Source organism: Vreelandella arctica, from assembly GCF_037070215.1.
GTDB lineage: Bacteria > Pseudomonadota > Gammaproteobacteria > Pseudomonadales > Halomonadaceae > Vreelandella > Vreelandella arctica.
The window spans coordinates 157,550-182,407 of sequence record NZ_JBANSN010000008.1 but is presented as its reverse complement, the minus strand read 5'-3'; the positions used below and the strand labels follow the sequence as shown (position 1 = coordinate 182,407).

Here is a 24,858-nt window from a genome sequence, read left to right as displayed (position 1 = left end):
AAAGCCCTTGTCGAGAGTTTCCCTTAATCGTTGACGAGTGCTAGCGAAGACGACGTCGTTCGCTGGACGAGAGGATGCCCATGGCTTCACGATATTTAGCCACTGTACGACGCGCTACTTGAATGCCGCCTTCATCCAGTAGCGTGACTAAGCGGCTGTCAGAAAGCGGTTTGCCCGGCGGTTCTTCCTGAATAAGTTTTTTGAGCCTGGCGCGAATAGCGGTGCTGGAGTGGCTGTCGCCATCTTGGCCGCTCACTTGGCTTGAGAAAAAGTATTTAAGTTCAAACACACCACGGGGCGTATGGATATATTTTTGCGTGGTGACCCGTGAAATCGTTGATTCGTGCATCTCCACGGCTTCTGCTATGTCAGCCAATATCAGCGGTTTCATGGCTTCTTCGCCGTGCTCTAAAAAGCCAATTTGCCGGGTGATAATTTCGCGACCCACGCGCAGCAGCGTATCGTTACGGCTGGAGAGGCTTTTGATTAGCCAGCGCGCTTCTTGGAGGTGCTCTTTAAGAAACTGGTTGTCCTGGCTTTTGTCCGCACGCTTTATCAAACTGGCATAATCGGGCTGAATGCGCAGCCGCGGCAAGGCTTCTGGGTTGAGCTCTAGGTGCCAGCCTTCGTGGTTATGGCGAACTACCAGGTCGGGCGTCACATAGCTGTCGGCGGTGTCACCGTAGGCGCTACCGGGGCGTGGGTCGAGGCTGCGTATCAGTTGAATGACATCGGTCAACTGCTCGTCGTCGAGCCCTAAGCGGCGCTTGAGTAGGCGTATGTCGTCTTTACCCAGCGCTTCAAGAAACTGGCGCACTAAGCGGCGAGCGGGGACGAGTAGCGGTGTGTCGTCCGGGAGGGCTGCGAGTTGCAGCATCAAACATTCGCGCAGATCGCGAGCAAAGATGCCGGTCGGTTCAAACTGCTGGAGTTTGAGCAGAATCGTTTCTACTTCGCGCTGGCTAAGCCCGTCAATTCCCTGGGCGCGTAGGCCTTCACGAATATCATTGAGCGGTTGGGTCAAGTAGCCGTTGGCATCCAGTGCGTCGATTAAGCTCTCTGCAACGAGCTGTTCACGAACACTGAAATCCGTCATGGCAAGCTGCCAAAGCAGGTGACCATGAAGGCTTTGTCCGGCGGCTTGGCGCTCAAAATCTGGGCCTTCACTGCTGTTGCCGCCCAGGCTGTTTGAATCTTGATAGGTATCTGACCAGTCGCTATCTACCGACAGTTCAGTGGGTATGCTCTCTGACCACTCCTCCTCTTTAGGCTCGCTGACAGCCTGTTCGCTGAATTCATCCTCTTGCTCAAGCATGGGATTGGCATCCAAGGCCTGCTGAATTTCTTGCCTCAGATCCAGCGTAGAGAGTTGTAATAGGGCAATCGCCTGCTGCAGCTGAGGAGTCATGGTCAGCTGTGTGCCAATACGCAGTTGTAGAGAAGCTTTCATGACCATCTGAGAACCACGCGTTAATCGGAAAGCTTCACCCTAGTGCGAGAGAGTATCGGTTGCAAGTGCAATAAACATGCCATTGGTAGTAAAGTTGTTGCAGAGCGCTATTTACAGAACCAAAAAATAGGTTTATGGGCAGGCAGTGATTGTAGGCGCCGCTGATCAGTTTAGAGGCGAAAATCAGCACCCAGATATACGTCTCTGACCTTCTGATTATCGAGAATGGCACTGGGTGAACCGCTGGCAATGATTTGCCCATCCCCAACGATATAGGCGATGTCGCAAATATCCAGGGTTTCACGTACGTTGTGGTCGGTAATCAGTACGCCAATATGGCGCTGCTTCAGCGCGCGAATGATGGTTTTGATCTCACCTACCGAGATGGGATCAACGCCTGCAAAAGGCTCATCGAGCAAAATAAAGGCGGGCTCAGTGGCTAGCGAGCGGGCTATTTCTACACGCCGACGCTCGCCACCCGAAAGGCTCATCCCCAGGTTGTCGCGAATATGGGTAATGTGGAAGTCTTCGAGTAGCGCTTCAAGGCGCTGTTCGCGGTCGCTACGGTTAAGCTCTTTACGGGTCTCGAGTATCGCCATAATATTATCGGCAACCGAGAGCTTGCGAAAAATAGACGCCTCTTGAGGTAGGTAGCCAATCCCTGCCGCTGCACGTTCGTGCATGGGGGCGCGGGTTAAATCCACATCGTCGATACCCACTTTGCCCGCGTCGGATTTGACTAGCCCGACAATCATATAGAACGAGGTGGTTTTACCCGCGCCGTTGGGGCCCAGTAGGCCGACAATGCTGCCTTGGCAGATCTCCAAATTGATGTCTTTAACCACTCGGCGGCGTTTGTAGCTTTTAGCCAAATGGTGGGCATAGAGGGTTTTGATCGGCGCGGTGTCAGCAGTTGCCACAGCTTTGCTCCCTATTGTTCAGGCTGAAGGGTCATACGTATGCGCTGGGGCTCGCTGCCGTCAACGTCAGAGCGTGCTTGAATCACTTCACGGTCAATAAAATACTCAAGGCGCCCGCCGGTGAACGTGTCTTCTAGCTGGATCAGCTCGGCTTGGTCAATCAGCTCTACGCGGCGCTCAGCGACGTGATAAATAATCCGTCGAGCCCAGCCTTCAGTGGGACCATCTTGGCCCTCCACTTGATGACGCAGGTAGGCGCGTTCACCGGTGGATGTCGCTTTCGATAGTTCGCCAGCCTCGTTGCGTTCGATCTCAACACGCTCGCCTCGCAACTGCATTTCGCCTTGGCGAATATCTACATCCCCGGTGTAAACGGCGGTGCCGGCCCGCTGGTCGAGATCTAAACGGTCAGCTTCCACTTCTACAGGGGCTTGTTGTGACGTTTGGGCCAGTGCCGATAACGGCATCGTGAGGGCAAAAAGAGTGGTGGAGAAAAGGGCTGTATAAATAATGGCTTTCATGGCGGCTCCTCTTAAGGTTGCGTGGCCGGGGGGTGTGTGCCGCGCACATTATCATTTAGGCGGACCTGGCTGGTGTTAAGCCACGCGTCCATACGTGAAGCGCTCATTTGCTGGGGCGGTTGCTGCAGTAATACCGGTGTTTCACTCCAAGCATGTTGATTAAGGCCATCATAATGCAATAGCTCGGTATCAAGCTGCCAGCCTTCATCCGGCGCGATCAGTCTAGCCGAGCCCGACATCAACAGTGCCTGGGTGGCCGTGTTGAGCGTGCCTACATCGGCGCTAGCCAGCCACTGACGGTTTTCACTATCATACAGTACCGCTTGAGGCTCTTCCGTCCAGGTTTCGCTTCGCTGCGGCGTATGGATAAGTCGCGGCGTTTTTAGCGACTGCAAAACGTTGCCGTTATCGCCGAACAGGGTGATCTCAGCATTTTCCAGTACGTGGCCTGGCTCTTGAGCCTGTGCGTCGGGGTCGATGCTGATGTCTTGAGGCCCGCGGGGGTCAAGCCATACCAATAGAGCCCCTAAGGCAATCACCAGTCCGGCTAGCCAGATGCGTACTTTAAAGCGTTTAACCATTTAATTGCGGCCGTGCAGGTAGGTGTCGAGCACCGCGCTCCAGTGCCCTTGAGCTTCAAGCAGCGTATCGCAGATTTCGCGCACGGCACCGTGGCCACCCAGGCGTTCGGTGGTCCAGTCGGCGTGGGTGTGCATATAATCCGGTGCGTTGGGTACGGTAATGCCGACGCCACAACGCTTAATAGCCGCAAGATCGGGGAGGTCGTCGCCACAGTAGGCCACTTGATCAAGCTCGATATCGAGGCGCTGACAGAGCCCCCGCAGGGTAACCAGCTTGTCTTCACAGCCTTGATGGACATGGTCGATACCCAGGGCGGCGGCGCGTTGACTCACCATGGGAGAGTCTCGGCCGGTTATCAGCGCAACATGAACGCCCACACGTTTGAGAAGTTTGAGCCCATGGCCATCCTGGGTGTGAAACGCTTTGATTTCGATACCATCGGCCTGAAAGTAGAGGCGGCCGTCGGTGAGAACACCGTCAACATCAAGCGCCAATAGGCGTACGCGGCGAAGTCGATCGAGTAGCGCAGCAGGTAGGGTCATAGAGCCTCCATATTAGTAAATTCTTAAATTAAGTGTAGTTAAATAACACCGCTGGCGAGCAGGTCATGCATGTGTAAGGCGCCAATAGGTCGCTGTTGTTCATCAACCACCGCCAGCGCGGTAATACGGCTCTCTTCCATGATGCGTACCGCTTCGGCCGCCAGGATGTCGGGGCCGATACGCTTGCCCGGTCGGGTCATGACATCATCCACGAGCACTTCACGCAGATTATGGAATTGATCTAACGTGCGGCGTAGGTCGCCATCGGTGTAGACCCCGGCCAATCGCCCTTCGCTATCCACCACACAGGTAAAGCCAAGCCCTTGCCGGGTAATCTCTAGTAAGGCGTCGCGCAGCGGGCTGCCCAATGCGACCTGGGGCAGGCGTGTGCCGTCGTGCATCAGATCTCTAACGCGCAGCAGCAAGCGTTTGCCTAAACTGCCGCCGGGATGGGAGAGGGCAAAATCTTCAGCGGTAAATCCACGCGCCTCTAGTAACGCCACTGCCAGCGCATCGCCTAGGGCGAGGGCGGCGGTGGTGGAGCTGGTGGGGGCGAGGTCCAGCGGGCACGCCTCACGCTCAACGCCACTGTTTAAGTGCGCATCGGCGTGTTTGGCAAGCGTGGAGTTTGGACGCCCCGTCATGCTGACTAGCGGTATGCCCAGGCGTTTAAGCAGTGGTAAGAGCGCAGTGACTTCGGCGGTTTCACCCGAGTTAGACAGCGCCAATACCACATCGGAACGGGTGATCATGCCTAAATCGCCGTGGCTGGCTTCACCAGGGTGAACGAAAAAAGCTGGTGTGCCTGTGCTGGCAAGTGTGGCCGCCAGCTTACCAGCGATATGCCCCGACTTGCCCATGCCGGTCACCACCACGCGGCCTTGGCAGGCGAGAATTAGCTCGCAGGCACGGTCAAAACTTTCGTCTAGTTTGGCTTGAAGGCCGCCAATGGCTGCCTGCTCAATTTGCAGCGTACGCAATGCACTTTCGCGTAGTAGGCTGGGTGGAGCGAGAGGCTGGCGCATAGCGTTTTCTCTTAATCCTTGAACATATAAAAAGTAGTAACCATCAAGAATAACATCTTGGCACCCTTTATAGGCAGTCGTTGAGATAGTAGTTGGAGACGTTAGCCCGGGTGCGTTTTGACTATAAGGCGGCCTGCTACCGGTTCGCTATCAATAAATGGGTAGGCCAGTAGAAACACTCAAGCGTGCCGACGTGTTTTGTAGCGTTATAGTACAATGTTTGATAATGTTTTAGAAACACTGTTTTATAATCGCGATAGCCGCAAGTAGGGTATGATGGCTAACCCAAGTGCGCCTCGTTAAGAGTCAACTGATCCATGATAGATGCTCCATTTATTGAAATTGAAGACCTCCATTTTTCACGTGGCGATCACGAGATTTTTCGCGGCATAAATATGACGATTCCTCGCGGCAAAGTAACCGCGATTATGGGGCCAAGCGGTACTGGTAAAACCACACTGCTTAAGCTAATCGGCGGGCAGTTGACCCCTGAGCGTGGGCGGATAGTGATTGATGGGCAAGATGTTCATCGGCTATCTCGTAAGGCGCTATTTACGTTACGTAAGAGAATGGGAATGCTATTTCAAAGTGGCGCGCTGTTTTCCGATTTAGATGTATTCGAAAACGTTGCCTTTCCGTTACGCGTACATACTGATTTGCCCGATACCATGGTGCGCGACCTAGTGCTACTTAAGCTGCAGGCGGTCGGGCTGCGCGGTGCGCGTCACTTGACGCCCGCAGAACTGTCGGGAGGCATGGCGCGTCGGGTCGCACTGGCTCGCGCCGTGGCGCTGGATCCGGAGTTGATCCTGTATGACGAACCTTTCGTTGGTCAGGATCCCATCTCTATGGGCGTTTTAGTGCAGCTTATCAAGCGCCTTAATCAAGCGCTGCAACTCACCTCTGTGGTGGTATCTCACGATATTAAAGAAACTCTGAGCATTGCAGACTATCTCTATTTAATTGCTGATGGTCAGGTGGTTGCCCATGGTACGCCGCAAACCTTAGATACGAATCAAGACCCCAGGGTTAGCCAGTTTATTCATGGCGAGCCCGATGGCCCAGTGCCGTTTCACTATCCCGCTGAGGCGTTTTATCGCGATATTTTGGGCGAGCCCCCGATGACAAAGACAGGCTAATGGCTTCAATGCAGGGTAAATACAGGGCAAGGACAAATGCAGTCAAAATTTTCTAACGGTACCGCGCGTATTACCCGATTGGGGCGTCGAGGGTGCGATTTAATGGAAGCATTAGGCCGTGCGGGGGTGTTTCTCTTCCAATCCGCTGTCGGTGTGCCATCCCGTGCGGGTTGGCGCTTATGGTTGCATCAGATGCATTTTGTCGGTGTGCTTTCGCTCGCCATCGTGTTGGTGTCTGGGCTGTTTATCGGCATGGTGCTGGCACTGCAGGGCTATACCATTCTGGTCGATTTCGGCGCTGAACAAGCGCTTGGGCAGATGGTGGCGCTGTCACTGCTGCGTGAGCTTGCGCCTGTGGTGGCCGCGCTGCTGTTTGCTGGCCGTGCGGGCTCGGCATTGACTGCTGAGATTGGCTTGATGAAAGCCACCGAGCAGCTCACCAGTATGGAGATGATCGGTGTTGATCCGCTGCGCCGGGTGGTCGCTCCGCGGCTATGGGCGGGCTTTGTGTCGCTACCCATTCTAACCGTAGGTTTTAGTGTGGTGGGTATCTGGGGTGGCTACTTGGTGGGCGTAGAGTGGTTGGGTGTTTTTGAGGGCTCCTACTGGAGCAACATGCAGGCCAATGTGGCTTTTGTCAGTGATATTGGCAATGGCATGATCAAAAGCGCTGTGTTTGCGCTGGTGGTGACCTGGATTGCTGTCTTTCAGGGCTACGATCTGGTGCCGACCTCAGAAGGCATATCTCGTGCTACCACACGCACGGTAGTGTATTCGTCGCTTGCAGTTCTGGGGCTTGATTTTGTGTTGACTGCCGTCATGTTTGGCGGCCTTTAATGGGTGGAGCAGTTTCATGAGACGCAGTAAAACCATGGAGTTCGGTGTTGGCCTGTTTATGATTGCTGGCATTTTGGGACTTGTATTCCTCGGCTTGCGTGTTAGTGGACTGACACTCTCCGCACCCGCTCAGTCGTTTCAGTTGGAGGCCAATTTTGCCAATATTGGCAGCTTAAAACCTCGCGCTCGGGTCACTATGGCGGGGGTGACGGTGGGGCGCGTTGAATCTATTGAGTTGGATACGCAGTGGTTCGATGCACGGGTGGTGCTAAGCCTGGACAGCGAGCTGGAAGGCCAGCTCTCCAGAGACACGATAGCGTCTATTCTTACTGCTGGCTTATTAGGTGAGCAGTATATCGGCCTTAGCGTAGGCGGTGACCCTGAGGTGTTGGAGGAGGGTGACACGATTCGTGATACCCAGTCGGCGCTGGTGTTGGAAGAACTTATCCAGCAATTTGTGTCCAACATGGCAAGTAATTAATGTTTCAAATAATGAGACACGAACCCAGTGCTTTAACGGGTCGGGAGATAATGGTTATGAAAGGAGTAAACGGGATGGTAAGTCGTTGGTTGCTGGTGGGTATGATCATGGTGGGGTTAGTGGTGCCGTTACAGGCCCTAGCACAGAGCCAGTCCCCTGAAGCATTGGTTCGCGATAATGTTGAATCACTAATGGAAGACCTTGAGGGTCGTAAAGATTATTACGCTAATAATCTTGGTGAGCTTGAGGCATTAGTGGATAGAAATCTCGATCAAGTGGCTGATTTTCGCTATATCGGTGCCAGTGTGATGGGTAACTATTTCCGTAACGCCACCCCAGAGCAGCGCAGCCGTTTTGCCGATGTGTTTCGTCAAACATTGATTGATACCTATACCCGTGGACTGGTGACATTTGATTATGACGAGCTGCGAGTGCTGGATGCCCAGCAAGCACAGCGCTATGACGATCAAGCCAGTGTCGCGATGGAAGTGGTGGCGAATAACGGGCAAGTATATCCCGTGAGCTATAGCTTAAGGCTTTCTAATGGCGAGTGGCGGGTGGTCAATGTGATCGTAAATGGCATTAACCTGGGCTTGACGTTCCGCAATCAGTTCGACCAAGCCATGCGTGATAATAATCGCGATTATGATGTTGTCATCGACGGTTGGTCGCCTGAGGTGGGTGTTGAAGAGCTTGAGCAGGGGGGCGATGCGTGACAACCCTTTTTTCACGCCCCGGTGTCACGGTGGATGCTGAAGACGCTACCTTGCAGGTAGTCGGTGATGTGGATGTGACGTTGGCGGCCGATTTGGCCGCCAGCGGCGTTACGTGGCTCAAGCAAGCCGAGTTAACTTCACTAACACTGGATTTTAGCCGCGTTGAAAAAGCCAGCAGTGCTGCCATCAGCGTGCTGTTTGAATGGTTGCGCACGTGTCGGCAGCGTGAAATCCAGGTTCAGGCTATCCGCTTTTCAGCCCCTCTACGCCGACTTGCCTCATTAGCCGAACTGGATGCATTAATTGATCATCCATCAGCGACCTTGGCTGTTTAAAGCTACGCCATCGCCAAGCGCGTTGCTTTTCTTTATTATGTCGACCCAATTACGTTTATTAATATCGACGACCCCAAAGGAGTTTTTTGCGCCATGCAACCCAACGAGGTAAAAGCACTGCTTGAATCCCGTATAGACGGATGTCAGTTCCATATTCAGGGTGAAGGCTGTAATTTTCAGGTGATTGCGGTTGGCGATGCCTTTGAAGGTCTCTCTCCAGTCAAACGTCAGCAGCTCGTCTACGCTGCTCTCAGTGATGAGATCGCCTCTGGCGCGCTCCACGCCATTAGTATCAAAACGTTTACTCCGGCGCAGTGGCAAACTGCACCGGAAAACGTCCAGTAACGGTCGCTCCATGGATAAATTAATCATTACCGGCAATGGTTCGGTAGACGGTGAAGTGTGGGTGAGCGGTGCCAAAAATGCAGCGTTACCCATCTTGTGTGCCAGCCTGTTGGCCGACGGCCCCGTAGTGATTGGTAATTTGCCGCACCTGCAGGATATTACCACCACCTTAGAGCTGCTTGGTCGTATGGGGGTTGAGCCGGTAATGGGTGAGAAGCTGAGTATCCAGTTAGATGGTTCTCAGGTGACCCAATGCCACGCACCTTATGAGCTGGTTAAAAAGATGCGTGCTTCCATCTTGGTGTTAGGGCCACTGCTTGCCCACTTCGGTAAAGCCGATGTGTCGCTGCCCGGTGGCTGCGCGATTGGTTCGCGCCCGGTGGATTTGCACATTCGTGGTTTGGAGGCCATGGGTGCTGAGATTCGCGTTGAAGCGGGCTACATCCGTGCGCGGGTCGATGGCCGCCTGAAAGGCGCGACGATTTACTTTGATACCGTGACAGTAACCGGTACCGAAAACCTATTGATGGCGGCGACGTTGGCCGATGGCAAAACCGTTCTAGAGAACGCTGCCCGCGAGCCAGAAATCGTCGACTTGGCAGAGTGTTTGATCAAGATGGGCGCTAAAATCAGCGGCCAAGGTACTGACACTATTACCATTGAGGGCGTTGAGAAACTTCACGGCTGCGAACACGATGTCATGCCCGACCGTATTGAAACGGGCACGTTTCTGGTAGCCGCTGCCATGACAGGTGGGCGAGTGAAGGTAAAGCGCACCCGGGCGGATATCCTGGATGCGGTCATCGCCAAGTTGGAAGAGGCGGGTGCTGAGATTACCAGCGGTGACGATTGGATTGCTCTGGATATGCACGGCAAACGCCCGAAGGCGGTGAATATTCGCACGGCGCCTTATCCTGCGTTTCCAACCGATATGCAGGCGCAGTTCGTAGCTATGAACGCAGTGGCCGTGGGGCACTCTCGAGTGGTCGAAACGATCTTCGAGAACCGCTTTATGCACGTTCAAGAGCTTAATCGCATGGGCGCCAATATAGTGCTGGAAGGTAATACCGCATTAATAGAAGGGGTCGAGAAGCTTTCCGGCGCGCCTGTCATGGCGACCGATCTACGCGCTTCCGCTTCGCTGGTGATTGCAGCGATGATGGCCGAAGGCGAAACCCTGGTCGATCGTATCTATCACATTGACCGTGGCTACGAGTGCATCGAAGAAAAATTGCAGCTACTGGGCGCGCGCATTCGCCGTATTCCTGGCTAAACTATGCGACCAAACTCGCTTGCTACTAATTCTGCATGCTACTGGCGCTGCATGCTATTAACCACTGGCCTAAACGATGAGTAAGCAACTGATTTTAGCCCTCTCGAAGGGCCGCATTCTGGAAGAAACGCTGCCACTGCTGGCCGATGCGGGCATCACGCCCGTCGAGGATCTGAGCAAAAGCCGTAAGCTGCTGTTTGACACCAACTTGCCAGACGTCAAGCTGGTGATTATCCGCGCAACCGACGTGCCCACCTACGTTCAGTTGGGTGCCGCGGATGTCGGTATCGCTGGGAAAGATGTACTGCTTGAGCACGGCGCTGAAGGGTTATACGAGCCGCTGGATTTGGAGATTGCTCGCTGTAAGTTGATGACGGCGGGCGTTACCGGCCAGTTGCCTGCGCGTGCCCGGCGCCGGGTAGCCACTAAGTTTGTGAATGTGGCCCGTCGCTATTACGCCGAGCAGGGCATTCAAGCCGAAGTGATCAAGCTTTATGGCGCCATGGAGCTTGCGCCCCTGATGAACCTAGCGGACGAAATTGTCGATATCGTTGATACCGGCAATACATTGCGGGCGAATGGTATGGAGCCGCGTGAGCTAATCGCCCATATCAGCACCCGACTAGTAGTGAATAAGGCGGCCATGACCATGAAGCATGAGCGCATTAAGCCGTTACTGGCTCGCCTAGACAGCGCGGTCAAAAAGCGTCAGGCACAGCTTGCCGAATGACATGAGGTGACCCATGAGCGAACAACGTAATGCCACCATTTCACGCCTGTCGACAAGCGATGCAGACTTTAACCATCAGCTTGATGCGCTGTTAGATTGGGAAGGGGTGTCAGACAAAGCAGTTCAGGCGCGCGTAGAAGAAATTCTTGCCAGTGTTAAACAGCGAGGCGACGCCGCAGTAATTGAAGCTACCAACCGCTTTGATCGGCTTTCTGTTAGCTCAATGGACGAATTGCAACTCACACCTGAGCAGTTGAAGCAGGCGTTTGATCACCTGCCTTCTGAACAGCGTGAGGCGCTATCCAGTGCCGCCGAGCGCATTAAGCAGTATCACGAGCGCCAAAAGCCCAGCTCCTGGCAATACGAAGAGGCTGACGGCACGGTGCTGGGGCAGAAAGTCTCCCCACTGGATCGCGCCGGTATCTATGTACCGGGTGGAAAGGCGGCTTACCCCTCTTCGGTGCTGATGAATGCGATTCCTGCCCATGTGGCCGGTGTCCGTGAAATTGTCATGGTAGTGCCTACGCCGGATGGCGTGCTCAATGAGTTGGTGCTGGCTGCGGCCCACCTGGCTGGGGTCGATTATGTATTCACCATCGGTGGGGCTCAGGCGGTGGCTGCGCTTGCTTATGGCACAGAAACGGTGCCTCGCGTCGACAAGATAGTGGGCCCAGGCAATATTTATGTAGCCACGGCTAAGCGCGCGGTGTTTGGTCAGGTGGGGATCGATATGATTGCCGGCCCTTCGGAAATCATGGTGGTGTCCGATGGGCTGACTGATCCTGATTGGTTGGCAATGGATCTGTTCTCCCAGGCCGAACACGACGAAGATGCTCAGGCGATCTTGGTGAGCTGGGATAAAGCGCACTTAGCTGCCGTTGAGGCCGCGATTGAGCGCCTACTGCCGACTTTAGAGCGCGAAGAGATTGTGCGTGAATCGCTGCGCCGACGTGGAGCGCTAGTACACTGTCAGGACGCCCAAGAAGCGATTACGCTAATTAACCGGATCGCCCCTGAGCATCTGGAGCTTTCGGTGGCTGAGCCAGGCACTTGGTTGGACGATATTCGTCACGCCGGGGCGATCTTTATGGGACGTTACACTGCCGAAGCGCTGGGAGATTATTGCGCGGGCCCCAATCACGTGCTGCCTACCTCTGGAACGGCACGTTTCTCGTCACCGCTGGGTGTCTATGATTTCCAGAAGCGCTCTTCGATTATTCACTGCTCGGCAGGCGGTGCGTCTGAGCTGGGTAAAATTGCCTCGGTATTGGCGCGGGGCGAGTCATTAACCGCCCACGCCCGCTCAGCTGAGTACCGTATTCGCGATTGATGCCCCCCTAGCACCTTGTCAACGCGCTCAAGCTGTTACCGCTATGAGTCGCGTTGGCCGGGCACCTCTTCATTAATCGGAATAGCGGGAAGCGGGCGTTCGCCTACTTCCAGTGTCATTTCCATACGCTCACCGCTGCGCACAATGGTTAATGGTAGCGACGTGCCGGGCGGTATTGAGGCGATCTCGCTCATCGTGGAGCGAGCATCCAGAATGGGCTCTCCGTCCACGGCGAGTAGTACATCGCCAGGCTCTAGGCCTGCTAGCGCAGCCGGGCCGCCGCTGACGACACCGGCAACAATAACGCCTTGAGGTGTTTGCAGCCCAAAGGAGGCCGCTAGCTCACGTGACAGCGCTTGTGCCTCTATACCCAGCCAGCCACGAATCACACGCCCTTGCGTAACCAGTTCATCTAGGATGCTGTGGGCAAGGTTGGCGGGGATCGCAAACCCAATACCCTGGGAGCCACCTGAACGTGAGAAAATGGCGGTATTAATACCCACCATGGCACCGTCAGGGTTGACCAGCGCGCCGCCAGAATTGCCTGGATTGATCGCAGCATCTGTCTGAATAAAATCTTCATAGGCGTTGAGCCCTAGATGATTACGCCCCGTGGCGCTAATAATGCCCATGGTGACGGTTTGGCCGACCCCAAAAGGGTTACCAATGGCCAGCGCTACGTCGCCCACTGCTACATCGGCAGAATCGGTCAGTTCAATAACCGGCAAGTCGTCCAAATTAATGCGCAGCACGGCTAAATCACTTTCAGGGTCGGTGCCAATCACTTCGGCCAACGTTTCGCGCCCATCACGTAACGCCACCTGAATTTCGTCGGCGCCATTGATAACGTGGTGATTGGTTAATACGTAGCCGTCTTCACTCACAATAACCCCAGAGCCTAGGCTGGAAAGCATCCGCTGGTGAGTCGTCGCATCGTCGCCCTGGCTATCAAAAAATTGCTGGAAGAAGGGGTCCGACATCAGTGGGTGCTGATCGCGTTCCACAATACGTGATGAATAAATGTTAACCACGGCCGGCGCTGCTTGTTCGACTGCTCGTGAATAGCTCACCGGGCCCTTATTGCGGGATAGAGGTGCAGCTTGGTGTATTTCTGGAGCTGGGCGATTAGGGTTGGGTTCCACTGCCGCTGGGACCGTAGAGATCACCGGGGCCGGAGATTGAGGCGCCTGTGGCGGTGAATCACGAAATGGGTTGGGAAGTTGCTCGGGGAGCGCAAACAGAATCACCACAGCGAGCAGTACGCCAGTAACAACAGGCCATAGGTAAGGCAGCACATAGCGTCGCATGTAATAAATTCCTTAACGAGTCAGTCTCACTGTTCGCGATAAAAAGCCGCGAGTTTTACAATGTTTTAATGGTAACACTTTCTTAGCAAGTTCCTCACGGGTGCAGTTAAATCAATAAAAGGACGCAATATGATTCATCGTGACCAATTAGTGGCAGCCTGTGACCATCAGCTGCGCGCTGCTCAGTTTAAAGATTATACGATTAATGGTTTGCAAGTGGCGGGTAGTGAGCACGTTAAACGCGTTATGACGGGAGTGACAGCCTGTCAGGCTTTGCTGGACGAAGCCGTTGCTTGGCAGGCGGATATGGTGTTGGTCCATCATGGCTATTTCTGGAAAAACGAACCCGTTGCGATCACCGGTATGAAGCAGAAGCGGATTAAAACACTGCTTGATAACGATATCAGCCTGCTGGCGTACCACCTACCGTTGGATGCTCACGCCGAAATGGGCAATAACGCCGAATTGGCCAGGCGCCTAGGCTGGAAAGTGGAGGGGTGTATTGATGGCGAGCTAGGAGAAGGGCTTTTATGGTCAGGACGTTTAGCGCAGCCACTTTCTGTACAGGATCTCGCAGCGCAAGTTGCGCACACCCTTCAGCGTGAGCCTTTGGTCATTGAAGCCCCGCAGGTGGGTGATATTGAGCGCATTGCCTGGTGCACCGGTGGGGCGCAAGACATGATTACGGCAGCCTTTGAAGCGGGGGCGCAGGTTTTCGTGTCGGGTGAAATATCAGAGCGAACCACCCACTTGGCGCGCGAAATGGGAATCCATTACATCGCTGCTGGCCATCACGCTACCGAGCGTTATGGAATCCAGGCCATGGGTGAGTGGTTAAGCGATGAGTATGATGTTGAGCATCGCTTTGTGGATATTGATAATCCTGCTTAACACATTAAGCGCCCCGAAAGATCGTTGACGAGAATCGGGGCAGCTTACTGTGGTTTGGTTACTTAATAGCGAGGTGGTTGAGGCGTTGCCACCTCATTACTTTTCAAGCCAAAATCCTCAGATAGCGTGCCGCCTTTACCGTCGGCATAGTCGCGCGGGGTAGCGGGAGCCGCTGTATCAGCCTGTGCCTGCTGTTCAGAGGTGGAATTGATGCCAGAAAGATCAAGGCTTGGCTGAATCGCTGCATCGCGAATATCCCATTCCTCAGCGTCCTCTTTTAGCTGAAGTTCTAGTTGGTTGGCTTCATCGCGAATATTGCTGAGTCGCTGATAGATCCCGGTCAAATGGCTGCCCACGCTGTTCTTCATTTCAGCGATTTGATGTTCGCGTTCGAGTAGCTTTTGACGCATGGAAGCAGCCTCACGCTGGCTTTTGCTGAAGAGGCGGTAACTGCCCAATCCAACGATTAAGCCGACGATAAAACCGATAATGGCAAAGGTTAATGGTGAGCTTGCGTCCACAGTGTTCTCCCTGGCGCCTTGAATATAACCGCAGACTGCATTAGCCAGCAGCTTTTGAATTAAACAGGCTGCCATTATAGGCGTCAGTCTGCCAGTTGGGTCAATCCACTCATGCGCTTAGACGTCTCTACGGGTATAATCGCAGCCTTCTTAGGGTTGCCAGTCATTGTGCTGGCTGCTGCCTTACATGCTGTGGGAGGCGATTGCATGTCATCAACATCTGCGGATAGGGCAATGTCCAAAACACGCCCAGCATCGCCTATTGAGCGCTACCGCGCGGATTTAGAGCGTGAGGATTTTCAATATGATGCGGCGCAGGAATCAGCAGTAAAACATTTGCAGCGGCTTTATGATGAGCTTGTAGCTGCACCTACGACCGTGCCAAAAACCTTGATTGCCCATAAGGGCTTGAAAGCCAAAATGGCCGGCTTAATGGGTAAAAAATCTTCTTCTGCCGATAAACCGGTCTTGCCTCAGGTAAAAGGGCTCTATTTTTGGGGAGGGGTAGGGCGTGGTAAAACCTATTTAGTGGACACGTTTTACGAATCCCTTCCTTTTCCTGACAAAATGCGTACCCATTTCCATCGCTTTATGCAGCGCGTCCATAATGAGCTGACACACTACAAGGGTGAAAAAAATCCCCTCACGCTGATAGCGGGTAAATTTGCCACTGAGGCGCGTGTGATTTGCTTTGATGAATTTTTCGTCAAAGATATTACCGATGCTATGATACTTGCCAACCTGCTGGAGGCGCTTTTTGAGCGCGGGGTGGTGCTGGTGGCAACCTCAAATATCGTGCCTGATGACCTGTATAAAGAGGGTCTGCAGCGGGCCCGTTTTCTGCCTGCCATTGAGCTTGTCAACCGGCATTGCAGCGTGGTGAACGTCGATTCAGGCGTTGATTATCGTCTGCGCGCACTTGAGCGGGCTGCTATTTTTCACTCACCGCTGGAAGAAGCGGCTGAGCATGAACTTTCGCGTAGCTTTCGTGAAATAGCGGGGCAGGCGGGCGAAGTAGATGCGTCGCTAGAAATTAACCATCGTGTGCTTAAAGCCCGCCGTTTGCATGATGATATTGCTTGGTTTGAATTTCTTGAGTTGTGTGACGGGCCGCGTAGTCAAAATGACTATATTGAGCTGGCCCGTGAGTTTCACACCGTGTTGGTCTCCAATGTAATGCGAATGGATGCAAAAAAAGATGATCAGGCGCGCCGTTTCATCAATATGGTCGATGAATTTTATGACCGTGGCGTAAAGCTGCTGATGTCGGCGGAAGTGCCAATTGAGCAGCTTTACAGCGATGGCAAGCTGACGTTTGAGTTCCAGCGCACGCTTTCCCGGCTACAGGAAATGCAGTCAAAAGAATACTTGGCGTTGGCGCATAAACCCTAGAAGGCAAAGAGTCTATCGGGCAAGTAAAAAAGTCACGATACGGCTTAACTTGTCGCTGTCCTTACTGTAGAATGCCGCCTCGCTACATGTTGCTTGCGTAAGCTGGCAACCAAAAAGAATAGGGATGGTGCTTCGCCGTATAGCGGTGTGAGTCACCCAATACATTTAATCTGGTGATTTTATCCATGAAGACGTTCAGTGCTAAGCCGCAGTCCGTCCAGCGCGACTGGTATGTTGTCGACGCTAAGGACAAAACGCTCGGTCGCCTGGCAACCGAGATTGCTCGTCGCCTACGCGGCAAGCATAAGCCCGAATTTACCCCTCACGTTGATACCGGCGACTACATCGTTGTTATCAACGCAGAGAAAGTCCATGTGACCGGCAACAAGGCGAAGGCTAAAACCTACTACCGCCACACTGGTTACCCGGGCGGTCTGCGCTCTATGACATTCGACAAAATGCTTGATCATGCGCCTGAGCGCATCATTGAGTCTGCCGTTAAAGGCATGTTGCCGAAAGGTCCTTTGGGTCGCGCCATGTACACTAAGTTAAAAGTGTACGCCGGTGCCGAGCATCCGCATGCTGCCCAACAGCCGCTTGAACTAGACATCTGAGGAAATCTTCGCCATGACACAGCAGTATTACGGTACCGGGCGCCGCAAGACTTCCACCGCTCGCGTGTTTATGAAGCCAGGCTCTGGCAAAATTACTGTCAATAACCAAGACCTAGACCTTTACTTTGGTCGCGTTACTGGTCGTATGGTTGTTCGTCAGCCGCTTGAGTTGACCGAAACGCTAAGCCAGTTTGACATCTTCGTGACTGTCGCTGGCGGCGGTGGCTCATCTCAAGCAGGTGCTATTCGTCACGGCATTACACGTGCCCTGATGAACTACAATGAAGACCTGCGTCCTTCGCTACGTGCCGCTGGTTACGTAACGCGTGATGCTCGTCAAGTTGAACGTAAGAAAGTCGGCCTGCGCAAAGCACGTCGTCGTCCGCAGTTCTCTAAGCGTTAATTCTTTACGCTATGCGGCAAAACGCCCAGGTCATCGACCTGGGCGTTTTTTATTGAAATATCATAAAATTATATTGCTCGTACCACTATGGTCACGGGCGGTTGTTCTTGTGCATAGCGCTTTGTTTTTTTACCATAGAGCGTATTTGATATTCGTCGCCGCAAGACGCCTTTGCGGCGAAGCGGGTAAGCTGATGGGAGAAACCTGAAATGGCAGATAACGGCGTAAACAAAGGCCGACGCCGTTTCCTCGTAGGCGCCACCTCCGTTGTGGGTGCGGTAGGTGCTGTCGGGGTTGCGGTACCCTTTGTGGCTTCTTGGCAGCCTAGTGCCAGGGCAAGAGCGGCGGGTGCTCCTGTTCAAGCGGATATATCGAGGCTTGAACCAGGACAGCGTATGACCGTTGAGTGGCGTGGTCGTCCTATATGGATTATCAATCGTACACCAGAGATGATTGAGCGCACTGAATCGCTGGGTAGTGACCAGTTAGCTGATCCTGATTCGGAAGTGCCACAACAACCTGCGTACATTGATGGTGGGTTGCGGTCGATTCGACCTGAGATTGGGGTGCTGATTGGTATCTGTACACACTTAGGTTGCTCGCCACTTTTTCGCCCTGAGCCTGATGCAGAGGGCGTAGGCGTCGATAATTGGCCGGGTGGTTTCTTCTGTCCTTGCCATGGTTCTCGCTTTGACTTAGCTGGTCGTGTGTTCAGTAACGTTCCTGCGCCGACTAACCTCGAGGTTCCACCCTACCGCTTTGAGAATGACGACATCATTGTCATCGGCGAAGATGAGGAGAGTGCCTAATGGGTAACCCGAATAAAGCCAAAGCGGAAAAGGGCGTCATGCGGTGGGTAGATGATCGGTTTCCTGCGACTCAAATGTGGCAAGAGCATCTATCTAAATATTACGCGCCAAAAAACTTCAACTTCTGGTACTTCTTTGGCTCGTTAGCGCTGCTGGCGCTAGTTAACCAAATCCTAACCGGGGTTTGGCTGACGATGAGCTTTAATCCCTCGGCTGAAGGTGCGTTTGATTCTGTCGAATACATCATGCGCGATGTGGAGTGGGGCTGGTTGATTCGCTATATGCACACCACCGGCGCCTCTGCTTTCTTTCTCGTTGTTTACCTGCATATGTTCCGTGGCCTGTTATACGGTTCTTACAAAGCCCCCCGCGAGTTAGTGTGGGTCTTTGGCATGACGATTTACCTGGTGCTAATGGCGGAAGCCTTTATGGGCTACCTGCTTCCTTGGGGCCAAATGTCCTATTGGGGCGCGCAGGTTATCATTTCGCTATTCTCTGCCATTCCCGCTATTGGCCCTGATTTAGCGCAGTGGGTGCGCGGTGACTTCCTGATCTCAGGGATTACCCTTAACCGCTTCTTTGCGCTGCACGTGGTGGCCCTGCCCATCGTTATTTTGGCGCTTGTAGTGCTGCATATCATTGCCCTGCATGAAGTGGGTTCAAATAACCCCGACGGTATTGATATCAAGCAGAAGAAGGATGAGGCCGGTGTTCCGTTGGACGGAATTCCTTTCCATCCCTACTACACGGTTAAAGACTTGGTAGGTGTCGCGGTATTCCTGTTTGTTTTCTGTGTGGTGGTGTTCTACTTCCCAGAAGGCGGAGGCTACTTCATTGAGCGGCCTAACTTTGATCAGGCTAACCCGCTGCAAACACCTGACCACATTGCGCCCGTTTGGTACATGACGCCGTTCTACGCCATTCTTCGTGCGATTACCTTCTCGGTGTTTGGCTTAGACGCCAAGTTCCTGGGCGTTATCTTTATGGGCGCGGCGATTGCCATATTGTTTGTGCTGCCTTGGTTGGATCGTAGTCCGGTGCGCTCTATGCGTTATAAAGGCTGGATGTCGAAAGTGATGTTGCTGCTGTTTGCCATCAGCTTCGTTATTCTCGGTGTTTTAGGTGTGTTGCCATCAACGACAGGGCGAACCATTCTGGCGCAAACATGCACCGTGATTTATTTCGCCTTCTTTGTCTTGATGCCTGTCTACACCAAGCTTGAGAAGACTAAACCCGTTCCAGAAAGGGTGACTGGCTAATGAAAAAGCATCTATTAGGACTCCTTTTCGCCTTAGTGCCAGTAACCGCGATGGCTGCAGGGGGTGCAAGTGTGCCTCATTCGATGGAGCCTGATCTTCACGATCAAGCCTCGCTGCAAAACGGCATGAAGCTCTACGTTAACTACTGCATGGGTTGCCACTCGCTTCAGTACCAGCGTTTTGCCCGTGCGGCTGACGACTTGGGGATGCCTCAGGATTTGGTGGAAGAGAATCTGATTTTTTCACCTGAGTTGGCCTATAACGATCAAATGCACATTGCTATGGACAGTGGCGATGCAGAGGGTTGGTTTGGTGCGCCGCCGCCTGATCTGTCGCTGAAAACACGTGTGCGAGGAACCGATTGGATCTACTCCTATCTGCTCGGTTTTTATAAAGATCCCAGCCGTCCAACCGGCGTCAACAACACGGTATTCGATTTGGTAGCAATGCCTAACGTGTTGGAGCCTCTGCAGGGCGTGCAAGAGCTGGTGTGCGCTGAAACGGATCATCCGGTAGAAGGGCAAGAGCCGGATGCGCTATCAGGTAAGTATCAGTCTTGTGACGTGCTGCAAGTCACAGAGCCTGGTGAGCTCGAGCCTGCTGAGTTTGAGGAAGCGGTGTATGATCTTACTAACTTCCTGGCTTATGTAGGCGAGCCCTCCAAGCTTCAGGCCCAGGCACTGGCGCCTAAGGTGCTGATCTTTATTTTCATTTTTGGTGTGATTGCTTACCTGCTCAAGCGTGAGTATTGGCGAGATATCCACTAATTAGTAGTAGCTGATCGTCAGTAGGGCGCACGGCGTGAGCTGTGCGCCTTTTTCTTGTCAGCATGACAATAAAGCAAAGCAAGCTAGCTTCCCCTAAGGGTGTGCTGGCGTGTTATTATCCAAGATTGTTTTGAAGTGAGGATGCTTTCATGGGTGTTGTGGCCAAGCGGTCGTCGATGATCTTTTACTCAGGTGGTGATGATCATTTCAGTCATCGTGTGCGCATTGTGCTGGCCGAGAAGGGGGTCGCCGTTGATATCGTCGATGTTCTCGACGAAAAACCACCAGAAGAGCTGGCAGACCTCAATCCGTACAACAGTGTACCGACACTGTTAGATCGTGACCTGGTGCTTTATGAGTCCAAAGTCATGATGGAGTATCTGGATGAGCGTTTCCCGCATCCTCCGTTGTTGCCTGTTTACCCAGTGGCTCGGGCGCAAAGTCGTCTATGGATGCACCGCATTGAGCGTGAGTGGTGTCCAATGGTTGATCAGATTCGCAGCGGTGGAAAGAAAGAAGCGGATAAAGCGCGTAAAGAGCTACGCGAAAGCTTAATTGGTATATCACCAATTTTTGAAGATATGCCGTATTTCATGAGCGAAGAGTTTACGCTAGTGGATTGCTGTTTAGCGCCTGTGTTGTGGCGTTTGCCGGATCTCAATATTGAACTGCCTGAAAAGCAGGTTAAGCCGTTGCTGGCATATATGTCACGTGTATTTGAGCGTGAAGCGTTTAAGGCATCTTTAAGTGAGCGTGAAAAAGAGATGCGCGCTTGAATTCATTCGGCTCCCGTTCGCTTGTTAGAGGCAGGGAGCCTTACTTGTAAGGAGGAGGGAGTCTAGATGAAATCGAGTCGCCCCTATCTCGCCAGAGCGCTTTATGAGTGGCTGCTGGATAATGAGCTAACGCCTTATCTGGTGGTGGATGCTACTTTGCCAGGCGTCGAGGTGCCTCGCCAGTTTGTTCAGAATGGCCAGATCGTTTTGAACGTGGCACCTACTGCCGTGCGCGATCTTTTTATGGAGAATCAGGCAATAGGCTTTAATGCCCGCTTTGGTGGGCAGCCGATGCAGGTGATGATTCCGACGCCGGCTTTGATTGCTATCTATGCCCGGGAAAATGGCGCTGGAATGGTTTTTGGCCATGAGCCTGAGCTGGGTGAAGACGCCGAATCTTTTGGGGATATTGAGGACGACGAGAAAGCCTCTGGTAAGCCTGAGCTTTCAGTCACTGAGCCAGTTCATGATGAACATGGCGATCCCAAAACTTCAGCCGAAACCTCTGATAAAGCTCCTAGCGCCAAGAAAAAACCAACGCTACGGGTTGTTAAATAACGCGAGTTAAATAACGCCAGTGGTGTGGATTAAAAAGCCTCGCTTTTATCAAGCGAGGCTTTTTTTATGCAAGTTGGCAATGAAAGCGCGTACAGATTAGTCGATGTAGTCAAACACCTTGACGATTCGTTGTACGCCGCCAACTGCGGAGGCTGCATTGACGATGCGGTCGGCTTCTTCACGCGTCACGCTGCCCATCAGGTAAACGCTGGCGTTTTCTGTAGTCACTTTTAGTTTGGAGGAATCAATGTGGTCATTAGTGGCCAGGTGGCTGATGACGTTGGTGGTTAGCCATGTGTCCGTCAGGCGCTGGCTGGCCGGTAGGCGAGCGGCAATGGTGAGTTCGTTATGAACTTCATTGACCCCACGTAAGCTGCTGGTGACTTCGCCCGCCATCGCGCGAAGCTCTTCACTAGGCACTTGTCCCACCAATAGCACCACACCGTTATAGGCATGGGCGCGGATACGAGCGTCGCCGAGTCGCGCATCGGCACGCTCAAGAGCGTCGTCAACTTCGCGCTCTATGGTGGCATCAATGGCTTCAACGTCGTCGCTACGTTGGGCATAGTTTGACTGATTGGAAGCGGAGTTATTGGCACAGCCGCTGATAAACATTACCGCGCAAAGCGCAGCAGCGATAAAACCGCGAGAGGAGAGGTGCTGGGGCATCGGTATGACTCCTTGGTGCTAGCTAGCTGTTAAAAATTTATCAAAGTCCGTTTATGTTAACGCTATAAACAAGGACTGCTGGTGTTTAAGCGCTGCCAAACAGTTGTTCGTCGATAAGGTCGCATAGGCAGTGAATGACCAAAAGATGAACCTCTTGGATGCGCGCCGTCGAGGTGGCAGGAACGCGGATTTCACAATCATCCTGGCCTAGCAGCGAGGCCATATCGCCGCCATCGCGACCGGTAAGAGCGACAACGGTCATATCACGATCATGCGCCGCCTGGATAGCTTGCACAATATTGCCTGAATTGCCGCTAGTTGAGATAGCCAGCAGCACGTCTCCCGGTTGGCCCAGTGCCCGGATCTGCTTTGAAAATACCTCATTATAGCTATAGTCGTTAGCGATAGACGTTAGCGTGGATGTGTCGGTGGTAAGCGCTAACGCAGGCAGGCTTGGCCGTTCGCGTTCGAAACGGTTGAGCAGTTCAGAGGAGAAGTGCTGGCTGTCGCCTGCACTGCCGCCATTGCCGCAGCTAAGTATTTTTCCTTCGCTAACAAGGCACTGCACCATCATTTGGCTTGCCACTTCAATAAAGGGCGGAAGCACTTCGCTGGCATACGTTTTAGTGTCGATGCTGGCGTTAAAGTGGCCGAGTATCCGAGATTGAAAGTCCATCAGGGCTTCCTGGTTAAATTAAAGTGTAAAGACCGTTTTTAAAGACAGTCAAAAGGCATCAAAAGCAGCTTTCACCCAGTGAAACTCAAGATCGGGGGACTTGCCAGTAATCGCCAGGATATCAAAGCGGGATGGCGATGAAAGTCCACCGCGAGCGATATATAACCTAGCTGCACGAACCAATCGCTGCTGTTTCTGGTGGGTGACCGTTTCTAGAGGATGTCCATAGCGCGTCGTCGTGCGATGTTTAACTTCGACAAAGACGAGAATATCGCCATCTCGCATTACCAAGTCAAGCTCACCCCCTTTCACGTGATGATTTTGCGTGACGAGGGTGAGTCCCTGTTGGCGCAGCCATTGAGCAGCTATCTGCTCAATGGCTGCGCCGCGGGCACGAGCGGTATGGGCGTTATTCGTCACTGACGTTACGGTTAGGGATCAAAATAGGCGATGGAACACCGTTTTGGAATTTTGCCCAAGGCAGCTCACGGTAAATGCGGCCGTCGTCGTTTAAGTAAAGCATGCCGGTACTGCCGTTCAAGCCGTTGAGCTCGTTAAGATTTGAGAAGCGAATTGCCAGCTCGTAAGCATCAACACCCATGGCCATTAGGCGGAACATAGACGCATCCGATTCATCGCGTAGGCTCTGATAGGTGGATGCAAAAGGAAGCGCTTCTTCACCACCAACCGCAGCATCGGGGATTTGCCAGGGGATATCTATAAACATGACATCGTTTAAATCTTGATCAAGGCGCGTTTGCAAGCGGCCTTCATGTAAATGCGATGTGGCATAAATTGGCAGATCGGGGGCGTAATAATAGTCCATGGTGGGCGGCACTTGGCGCGCATATTCCGGTAACGCGAGTAGGAAAAGTGCGTCAATATTGCTTAGGCGGGCGCGTTCGCCGCTGACATTGAGAGCGGTTTGTACCGCATTAGAGACGGAGCTATCAGGGTTATAGCGTACGGCGTTGGCAACTTCACCGCCTTGGCTATGCCACTCATTCCAAAAGGCTTCACCTACGCGGCGCCCCCAGTCGTTATCAGGCACCATCATGGACATTTGGCGGTGGCCATCCTGCCACGCACGGCGAGCCGCTTGGCGTGCTTCATCTTCAGCGGAGAGGCCGTACTGGAATAGCCGCTGTGCTTGGTTGTTATCGCCACTGCCATAGTTGAGCGCCAGCGTAGGAAGGGGAACACTATCGCGTTGCTCTAGCTGGGTGACTTGGCTTTTATCTAATGGGCCAATCATTAGTTGCGCGTTCATTTGCTGGGCGCGGTCATAGAGCTCATCAAGTGAGTAGCGCGACGCGTCGAGAAAGCTGAGTTCGGTATTGCCCCCTTTAACATCATGGTGCTGACGCATGGCGGTAGCGATGGTGTTAGCGACGCTGCTAAGTGGGCCAGATTCGGGCAGTGCAACCACGATACGGCGTATTGCCTGACCTTCAAGCTCAGGCAGTGCGACCGTTACCGCGCCAGGTTGGTCAAGCGCTTCACGAGCCCAGCGCTGACGCTCTGCAAGCCTCTCTTGCTGGCTAGCCTGCATTGGCAGTTCGTCGTCGAGTACTTGTGTGGCGCGTAAAACGGCGCGTGGTTCGTCCAGTGCGCGGGCAAGTTCGGAAAATAGCAACGCCCAGCGCACACGGTCAGGCTCTGATAGCAGGCTTTCATCGATTCCGTCGGCGGTTTCAAAGGCTCTGTCGCGCTCACCCTGCCTCGCCAGAATGTTGGCTGCTTCCAGGCGCGTTTTAGCTGCTTGTTCGGGTGCCTGCTGTTCCGCTTGGTTGAGTAATTGACCTGGGTCTTCAACAGGCACGCGGTCTACCACGCTTGGCGACTGCATCGCACAGCCAGCAACGAGAAATGCCACAAGGGCAGCGGCGAGTAAGCCACGTAATGACTGTTTCATGTATCCTTCCTTAAGTTTCCATTTGCGCTGTCGCTGCTTGCCAGCGTTTGCCGAGGCTACGGCACAAGCATAGCG

At 53.3% G+C, this 24,858-nt stretch carries 30 protein-coding genes; 18 read left to right on the top strand and 12 right to left on the bottom strand.

Going from position 1 to position 24,858, the window contains the following annotated elements:
- Positions 1–40: 40 nt before the first annotated feature.
- The 6 genes from V8L70_RS09950 to V8L70_RS09925 form a co-directional block, all read right to left on the bottom strand.
- Entirely contained in the window at positions 41–1,456 is a 1,416-nt protein-coding gene (locus V8L70_RS09950; RefSeq protein ID WP_336269325.1) for an RNA polymerase factor sigma-54, read from the bottom strand.
- A 164-nt stretch (positions 1,457–1,620) separates the two neighbouring features.
- A complete protein-coding gene (gene lptB, locus V8L70_RS09945; protein ID WP_336269324.1) occupies positions 1,621–2,370 on the bottom strand; it encodes an LPS export ABC transporter ATP-binding protein in 750 nt (249 codons plus the stop codon).
- A gap of 11 nt (positions 2,371–2,381) precedes the next feature.
- Entirely contained in the window at positions 2,382–2,891 is a 510-nt protein-coding gene (gene lptA, locus V8L70_RS09940; RefSeq protein ID WP_071692813.1) for a lipopolysaccharide transport periplasmic protein LptA, read from the bottom strand.
- Between the two features lie 11 nt (positions 2,892–2,902).
- Positions 2,903–3,472 carry an LPS export ABC transporter periplasmic protein LptC gene (gene lptC, locus V8L70_RS09935; protein ID WP_336269323.1) on the bottom strand — a complete coding sequence of 190 codons (570 nt, stop codon included), beginning with the start codon at positions 3,470–3,472 and terminating at the stop codon, positions 2,903–2,905.
- Positions 3,473–4,015, bottom strand: coding sequence for a KdsC family phosphatase (locus tag V8L70_RS09930; protein ID WP_336269322.1), 543 nt, complete (start codon positions 4,013–4,015; stop codon positions 3,473–3,475).
- 38 nt (positions 4,016–4,053) lie between these two features.
- The gene (locus V8L70_RS09925) at positions 4,054–5,040 is read right to left on the bottom strand and encodes a KpsF/GutQ family sugar-phosphate isomerase (protein WP_336269321.1); all 987 of its coding nucleotides are present in this window, start codon (positions 5,038–5,040) and stop codon (positions 4,054–4,056) included.
- A gap of 317 nt (positions 5,041–5,357) precedes the next feature.
- On the opposite strand from V8L70_RS09925, the gene V8L70_RS09920 reads away from it, so the two are divergent.
- From V8L70_RS09920 to hisD, 9 genes are all read left to right on the top strand, one after another.
- The gene (locus V8L70_RS09920) at positions 5,358–6,179 is read left to right on the top strand and encodes an ABC transporter ATP-binding protein (protein ID WP_101146239.1); all 822 of its coding nucleotides are present in this window, start codon (positions 5,358–5,360) and stop codon (positions 6,177–6,179) included.
- Between the two features lie 36 nt (positions 6,180–6,215).
- Positions 6,216–7,016 (top strand): lipid asymmetry maintenance ABC transporter permease subunit MlaE, encoded by an 801-nt coding sequence (gene mlaE / locus V8L70_RS09915; protein WP_035587056.1) that lies wholly within the window; start codon positions 6,216–6,218, stop codon positions 7,014–7,016.
- 16 nt (positions 7,017–7,032) lie between these two features.
- Positions 7,033–7,497: an outer membrane lipid asymmetry maintenance protein MlaD gene (gene mlaD, locus V8L70_RS09910; protein WP_008958658.1), complete on the top strand. Its 465-nt coding sequence runs from the start codon at positions 7,033–7,035 to the stop codon at positions 7,495–7,497.
- 74 nt (positions 7,498–7,571) lie between these two features.
- On the top strand, positions 7,572–8,213 hold the full coding sequence (locus V8L70_RS09905) for an MlaC/ttg2D family ABC transporter substrate-binding protein (RefSeq protein ID WP_008958659.1): 642 nt from the start codon (positions 7,572–7,574) through the stop codon (positions 8,211–8,213).
- Positions 8,210–8,548 carry an STAS domain-containing protein gene (locus V8L70_RS09900; protein ID WP_008958660.1) on the top strand — a complete coding sequence of 113 codons (339 nt, stop codon included), beginning with the start codon at positions 8,210–8,212 and terminating at the stop codon, positions 8,546–8,548. The genes V8L70_RS09905 and V8L70_RS09900 overlap by 4 nt, the downstream gene beginning before the upstream one ends.
- A 93-nt stretch (positions 8,549–8,641) precedes the next feature.
- Positions 8,642–8,893: a BolA family protein gene (locus V8L70_RS09895; protein ID WP_007114696.1), complete on the top strand. Its 252-nt coding sequence runs from the start codon at positions 8,642–8,644 to the stop codon at positions 8,891–8,893.
- A 10-nt stretch (positions 8,894–8,903) separates the two neighbouring features.
- Entirely contained in the window at positions 8,904–10,166 is a 1,263-nt protein-coding gene (murA, locus tag V8L70_RS09890) for a UDP-N-acetylglucosamine 1-carboxyvinyltransferase (RefSeq protein ID WP_008958661.1), read from the top strand.
- A 76-nt stretch (positions 10,167–10,242) separates the two neighbouring features.
- Positions 10,243–10,896 carry an ATP phosphoribosyltransferase gene (gene hisG / locus V8L70_RS09885; RefSeq protein ID WP_008958662.1) on the top strand — a complete coding sequence of 218 codons (654 nt, stop codon included), beginning with the start codon at positions 10,243–10,245 and terminating at the stop codon, positions 10,894–10,896.
- A 13-nt stretch (positions 10,897–10,909) separates the two neighbouring features.
- Positions 10,910–12,226, top strand: a complete 1,317-nt coding sequence (gene hisD / locus V8L70_RS09880) for a histidinol dehydrogenase (protein ID WP_008958663.1) — start codon at positions 10,910–10,912, stop codon at positions 12,224–12,226.
- A gap of 41 nt (positions 12,227–12,267) precedes the next feature.
- Here the strand turns inward: hisD and V8L70_RS09875 are convergent, their stop codons facing one another.
- Positions 12,268–13,533, bottom strand: a complete 1,266-nt coding sequence (locus tag V8L70_RS09875; protein ID WP_008958664.1) for a Do family serine endopeptidase — start codon at positions 13,531–13,533, stop codon at positions 12,268–12,270.
- A gap of 129 nt (positions 13,534–13,662) precedes the next feature.
- Here V8L70_RS09875 and V8L70_RS09870 point away from each other — a divergent pair, with 129 nt between their 5' ends.
- Positions 13,663–14,424, top strand: coding sequence for a Nif3-like dinuclear metal center hexameric protein (locus tag V8L70_RS09870; protein WP_008958665.1), 762 nt, complete (start codon positions 13,663–13,665; stop codon positions 14,422–14,424).
- Positions 14,425–14,486: 62 nt separating this feature from the next.
- On the opposite strand, the gene V8L70_RS09865 is transcribed toward V8L70_RS09870, so the two are convergent.
- Positions 14,487–14,945: a ZapG family protein gene (locus V8L70_RS09865; RefSeq protein ID WP_035587068.1), complete on the bottom strand. Its 459-nt coding sequence runs from the start codon at positions 14,943–14,945 to the stop codon at positions 14,487–14,489.
- A 207-nt stretch (positions 14,946–15,152) separates the two neighbouring features.
- Here V8L70_RS09865 and zapE point away from each other — a divergent pair, with 207 nt between their 5' ends.
- The 8 genes from zapE (at position 15,153) to V8L70_RS09825 (ending at position 21,523) form a co-directional block, all read left to right on the top strand.
- The gene (gene zapE / locus V8L70_RS09860) at positions 15,153–16,337 is read left to right on the top strand and encodes a cell division protein ZapE (protein ID WP_101146235.1); all 1,185 of its coding nucleotides are present in this window, start codon (positions 15,153–15,155) and stop codon (positions 16,335–16,337) included.
- 185 nt (positions 16,338–16,522) lie between these two features.
- Positions 16,523–16,951: a 50S ribosomal protein L13 gene (rplM, locus tag V8L70_RS09855; protein ID WP_008958668.1), complete on the top strand. Its 429-nt coding sequence runs from the start codon at positions 16,523–16,525 to the stop codon at positions 16,949–16,951.
- 13 nt (positions 16,952–16,964) lie between these two features.
- Positions 16,965–17,354, top strand: a complete 390-nt coding sequence (gene rpsI / locus V8L70_RS09850) for a 30S ribosomal protein S9 (RefSeq protein WP_008958669.1) — start codon at positions 16,965–16,967, stop codon at positions 17,352–17,354.
- 209 nt (positions 17,355–17,563) lie between these two features.
- Complete coding sequence (petA, locus tag V8L70_RS09845) at positions 17,564–18,163, top strand: ubiquinol-cytochrome c reductase iron-sulfur subunit (RefSeq protein ID WP_008958670.1); 600 nt, start codon at positions 17,564–17,566, stop codon at positions 18,161–18,163.
- Positions 18,163–19,422: a cytochrome b gene (locus V8L70_RS09840; RefSeq protein WP_008958671.1), complete on the top strand. Its 1,260-nt coding sequence runs from the start codon at positions 18,163–18,165 to the stop codon at positions 19,420–19,422. The genes petA and V8L70_RS09840 overlap by 1 nt, the downstream gene beginning before the upstream one ends.
- On the top strand, positions 19,422–20,189 hold the full coding sequence (locus V8L70_RS09835) for a cytochrome c1 (protein WP_008958672.1): 768 nt from the start codon (positions 19,422–19,424) through the stop codon (positions 20,187–20,189). The genes V8L70_RS09840 and V8L70_RS09835 overlap by 1 nt, the downstream gene beginning before the upstream one ends.
- A gap of 149 nt (positions 20,190–20,338) precedes the next feature.
- Positions 20,339–20,965, top strand: a complete 627-nt coding sequence (sspA, locus tag V8L70_RS09830; RefSeq protein WP_008958673.1) for a stringent starvation protein SspA — start codon at positions 20,339–20,341, stop codon at positions 20,963–20,965.
- A 66-nt stretch (positions 20,966–21,031) separates the two neighbouring features.
- On the top strand, positions 21,032–21,523 hold the full coding sequence (locus tag V8L70_RS09825; RefSeq protein ID WP_336269320.1) for a ClpXP protease specificity-enhancing factor: 492 nt from the start codon (positions 21,032–21,034) through the stop codon (positions 21,521–21,523).
- A gap of 96 nt (positions 21,524–21,619) precedes the next feature.
- Here the strand turns inward: V8L70_RS09825 and V8L70_RS09820 are convergent, their stop codons facing one another.
- The 4 genes from V8L70_RS09820 to V8L70_RS09805 form a co-directional block, all read right to left on the bottom strand.
- Complete coding sequence (locus tag V8L70_RS09820; RefSeq protein ID WP_336269319.1) at positions 21,620–22,192, bottom strand: BON domain-containing protein; 573 nt, start codon at positions 22,190–22,192, stop codon at positions 21,620–21,622.
- A gap of 85 nt (positions 22,193–22,277) precedes the next feature.
- Positions 22,278–22,868, bottom strand: a complete 591-nt coding sequence (locus V8L70_RS09815; RefSeq protein WP_008958676.1) for a phosphoheptose isomerase — start codon at positions 22,866–22,868, stop codon at positions 22,278–22,280.
- A gap of 48 nt (positions 22,869–22,916) precedes the next feature.
- Positions 22,917–23,288, bottom strand: a complete 372-nt coding sequence (locus V8L70_RS09810; RefSeq protein ID WP_336269317.1) for a YraN family protein — start codon at positions 23,286–23,288, stop codon at positions 22,917–22,919.
- Positions 23,278–24,783 (bottom strand): penicillin-binding protein activator, encoded by a 1,506-nt coding sequence (locus tag V8L70_RS09805; RefSeq protein ID WP_336269316.1) that lies wholly within the window; start codon positions 24,781–24,783, stop codon positions 23,278–23,280. Before V8L70_RS09805 ends, V8L70_RS09810 begins: the two co-directional genes overlap by 11 nt.
- Positions 24,784–24,858: the final 75 nt, after the last annotated feature.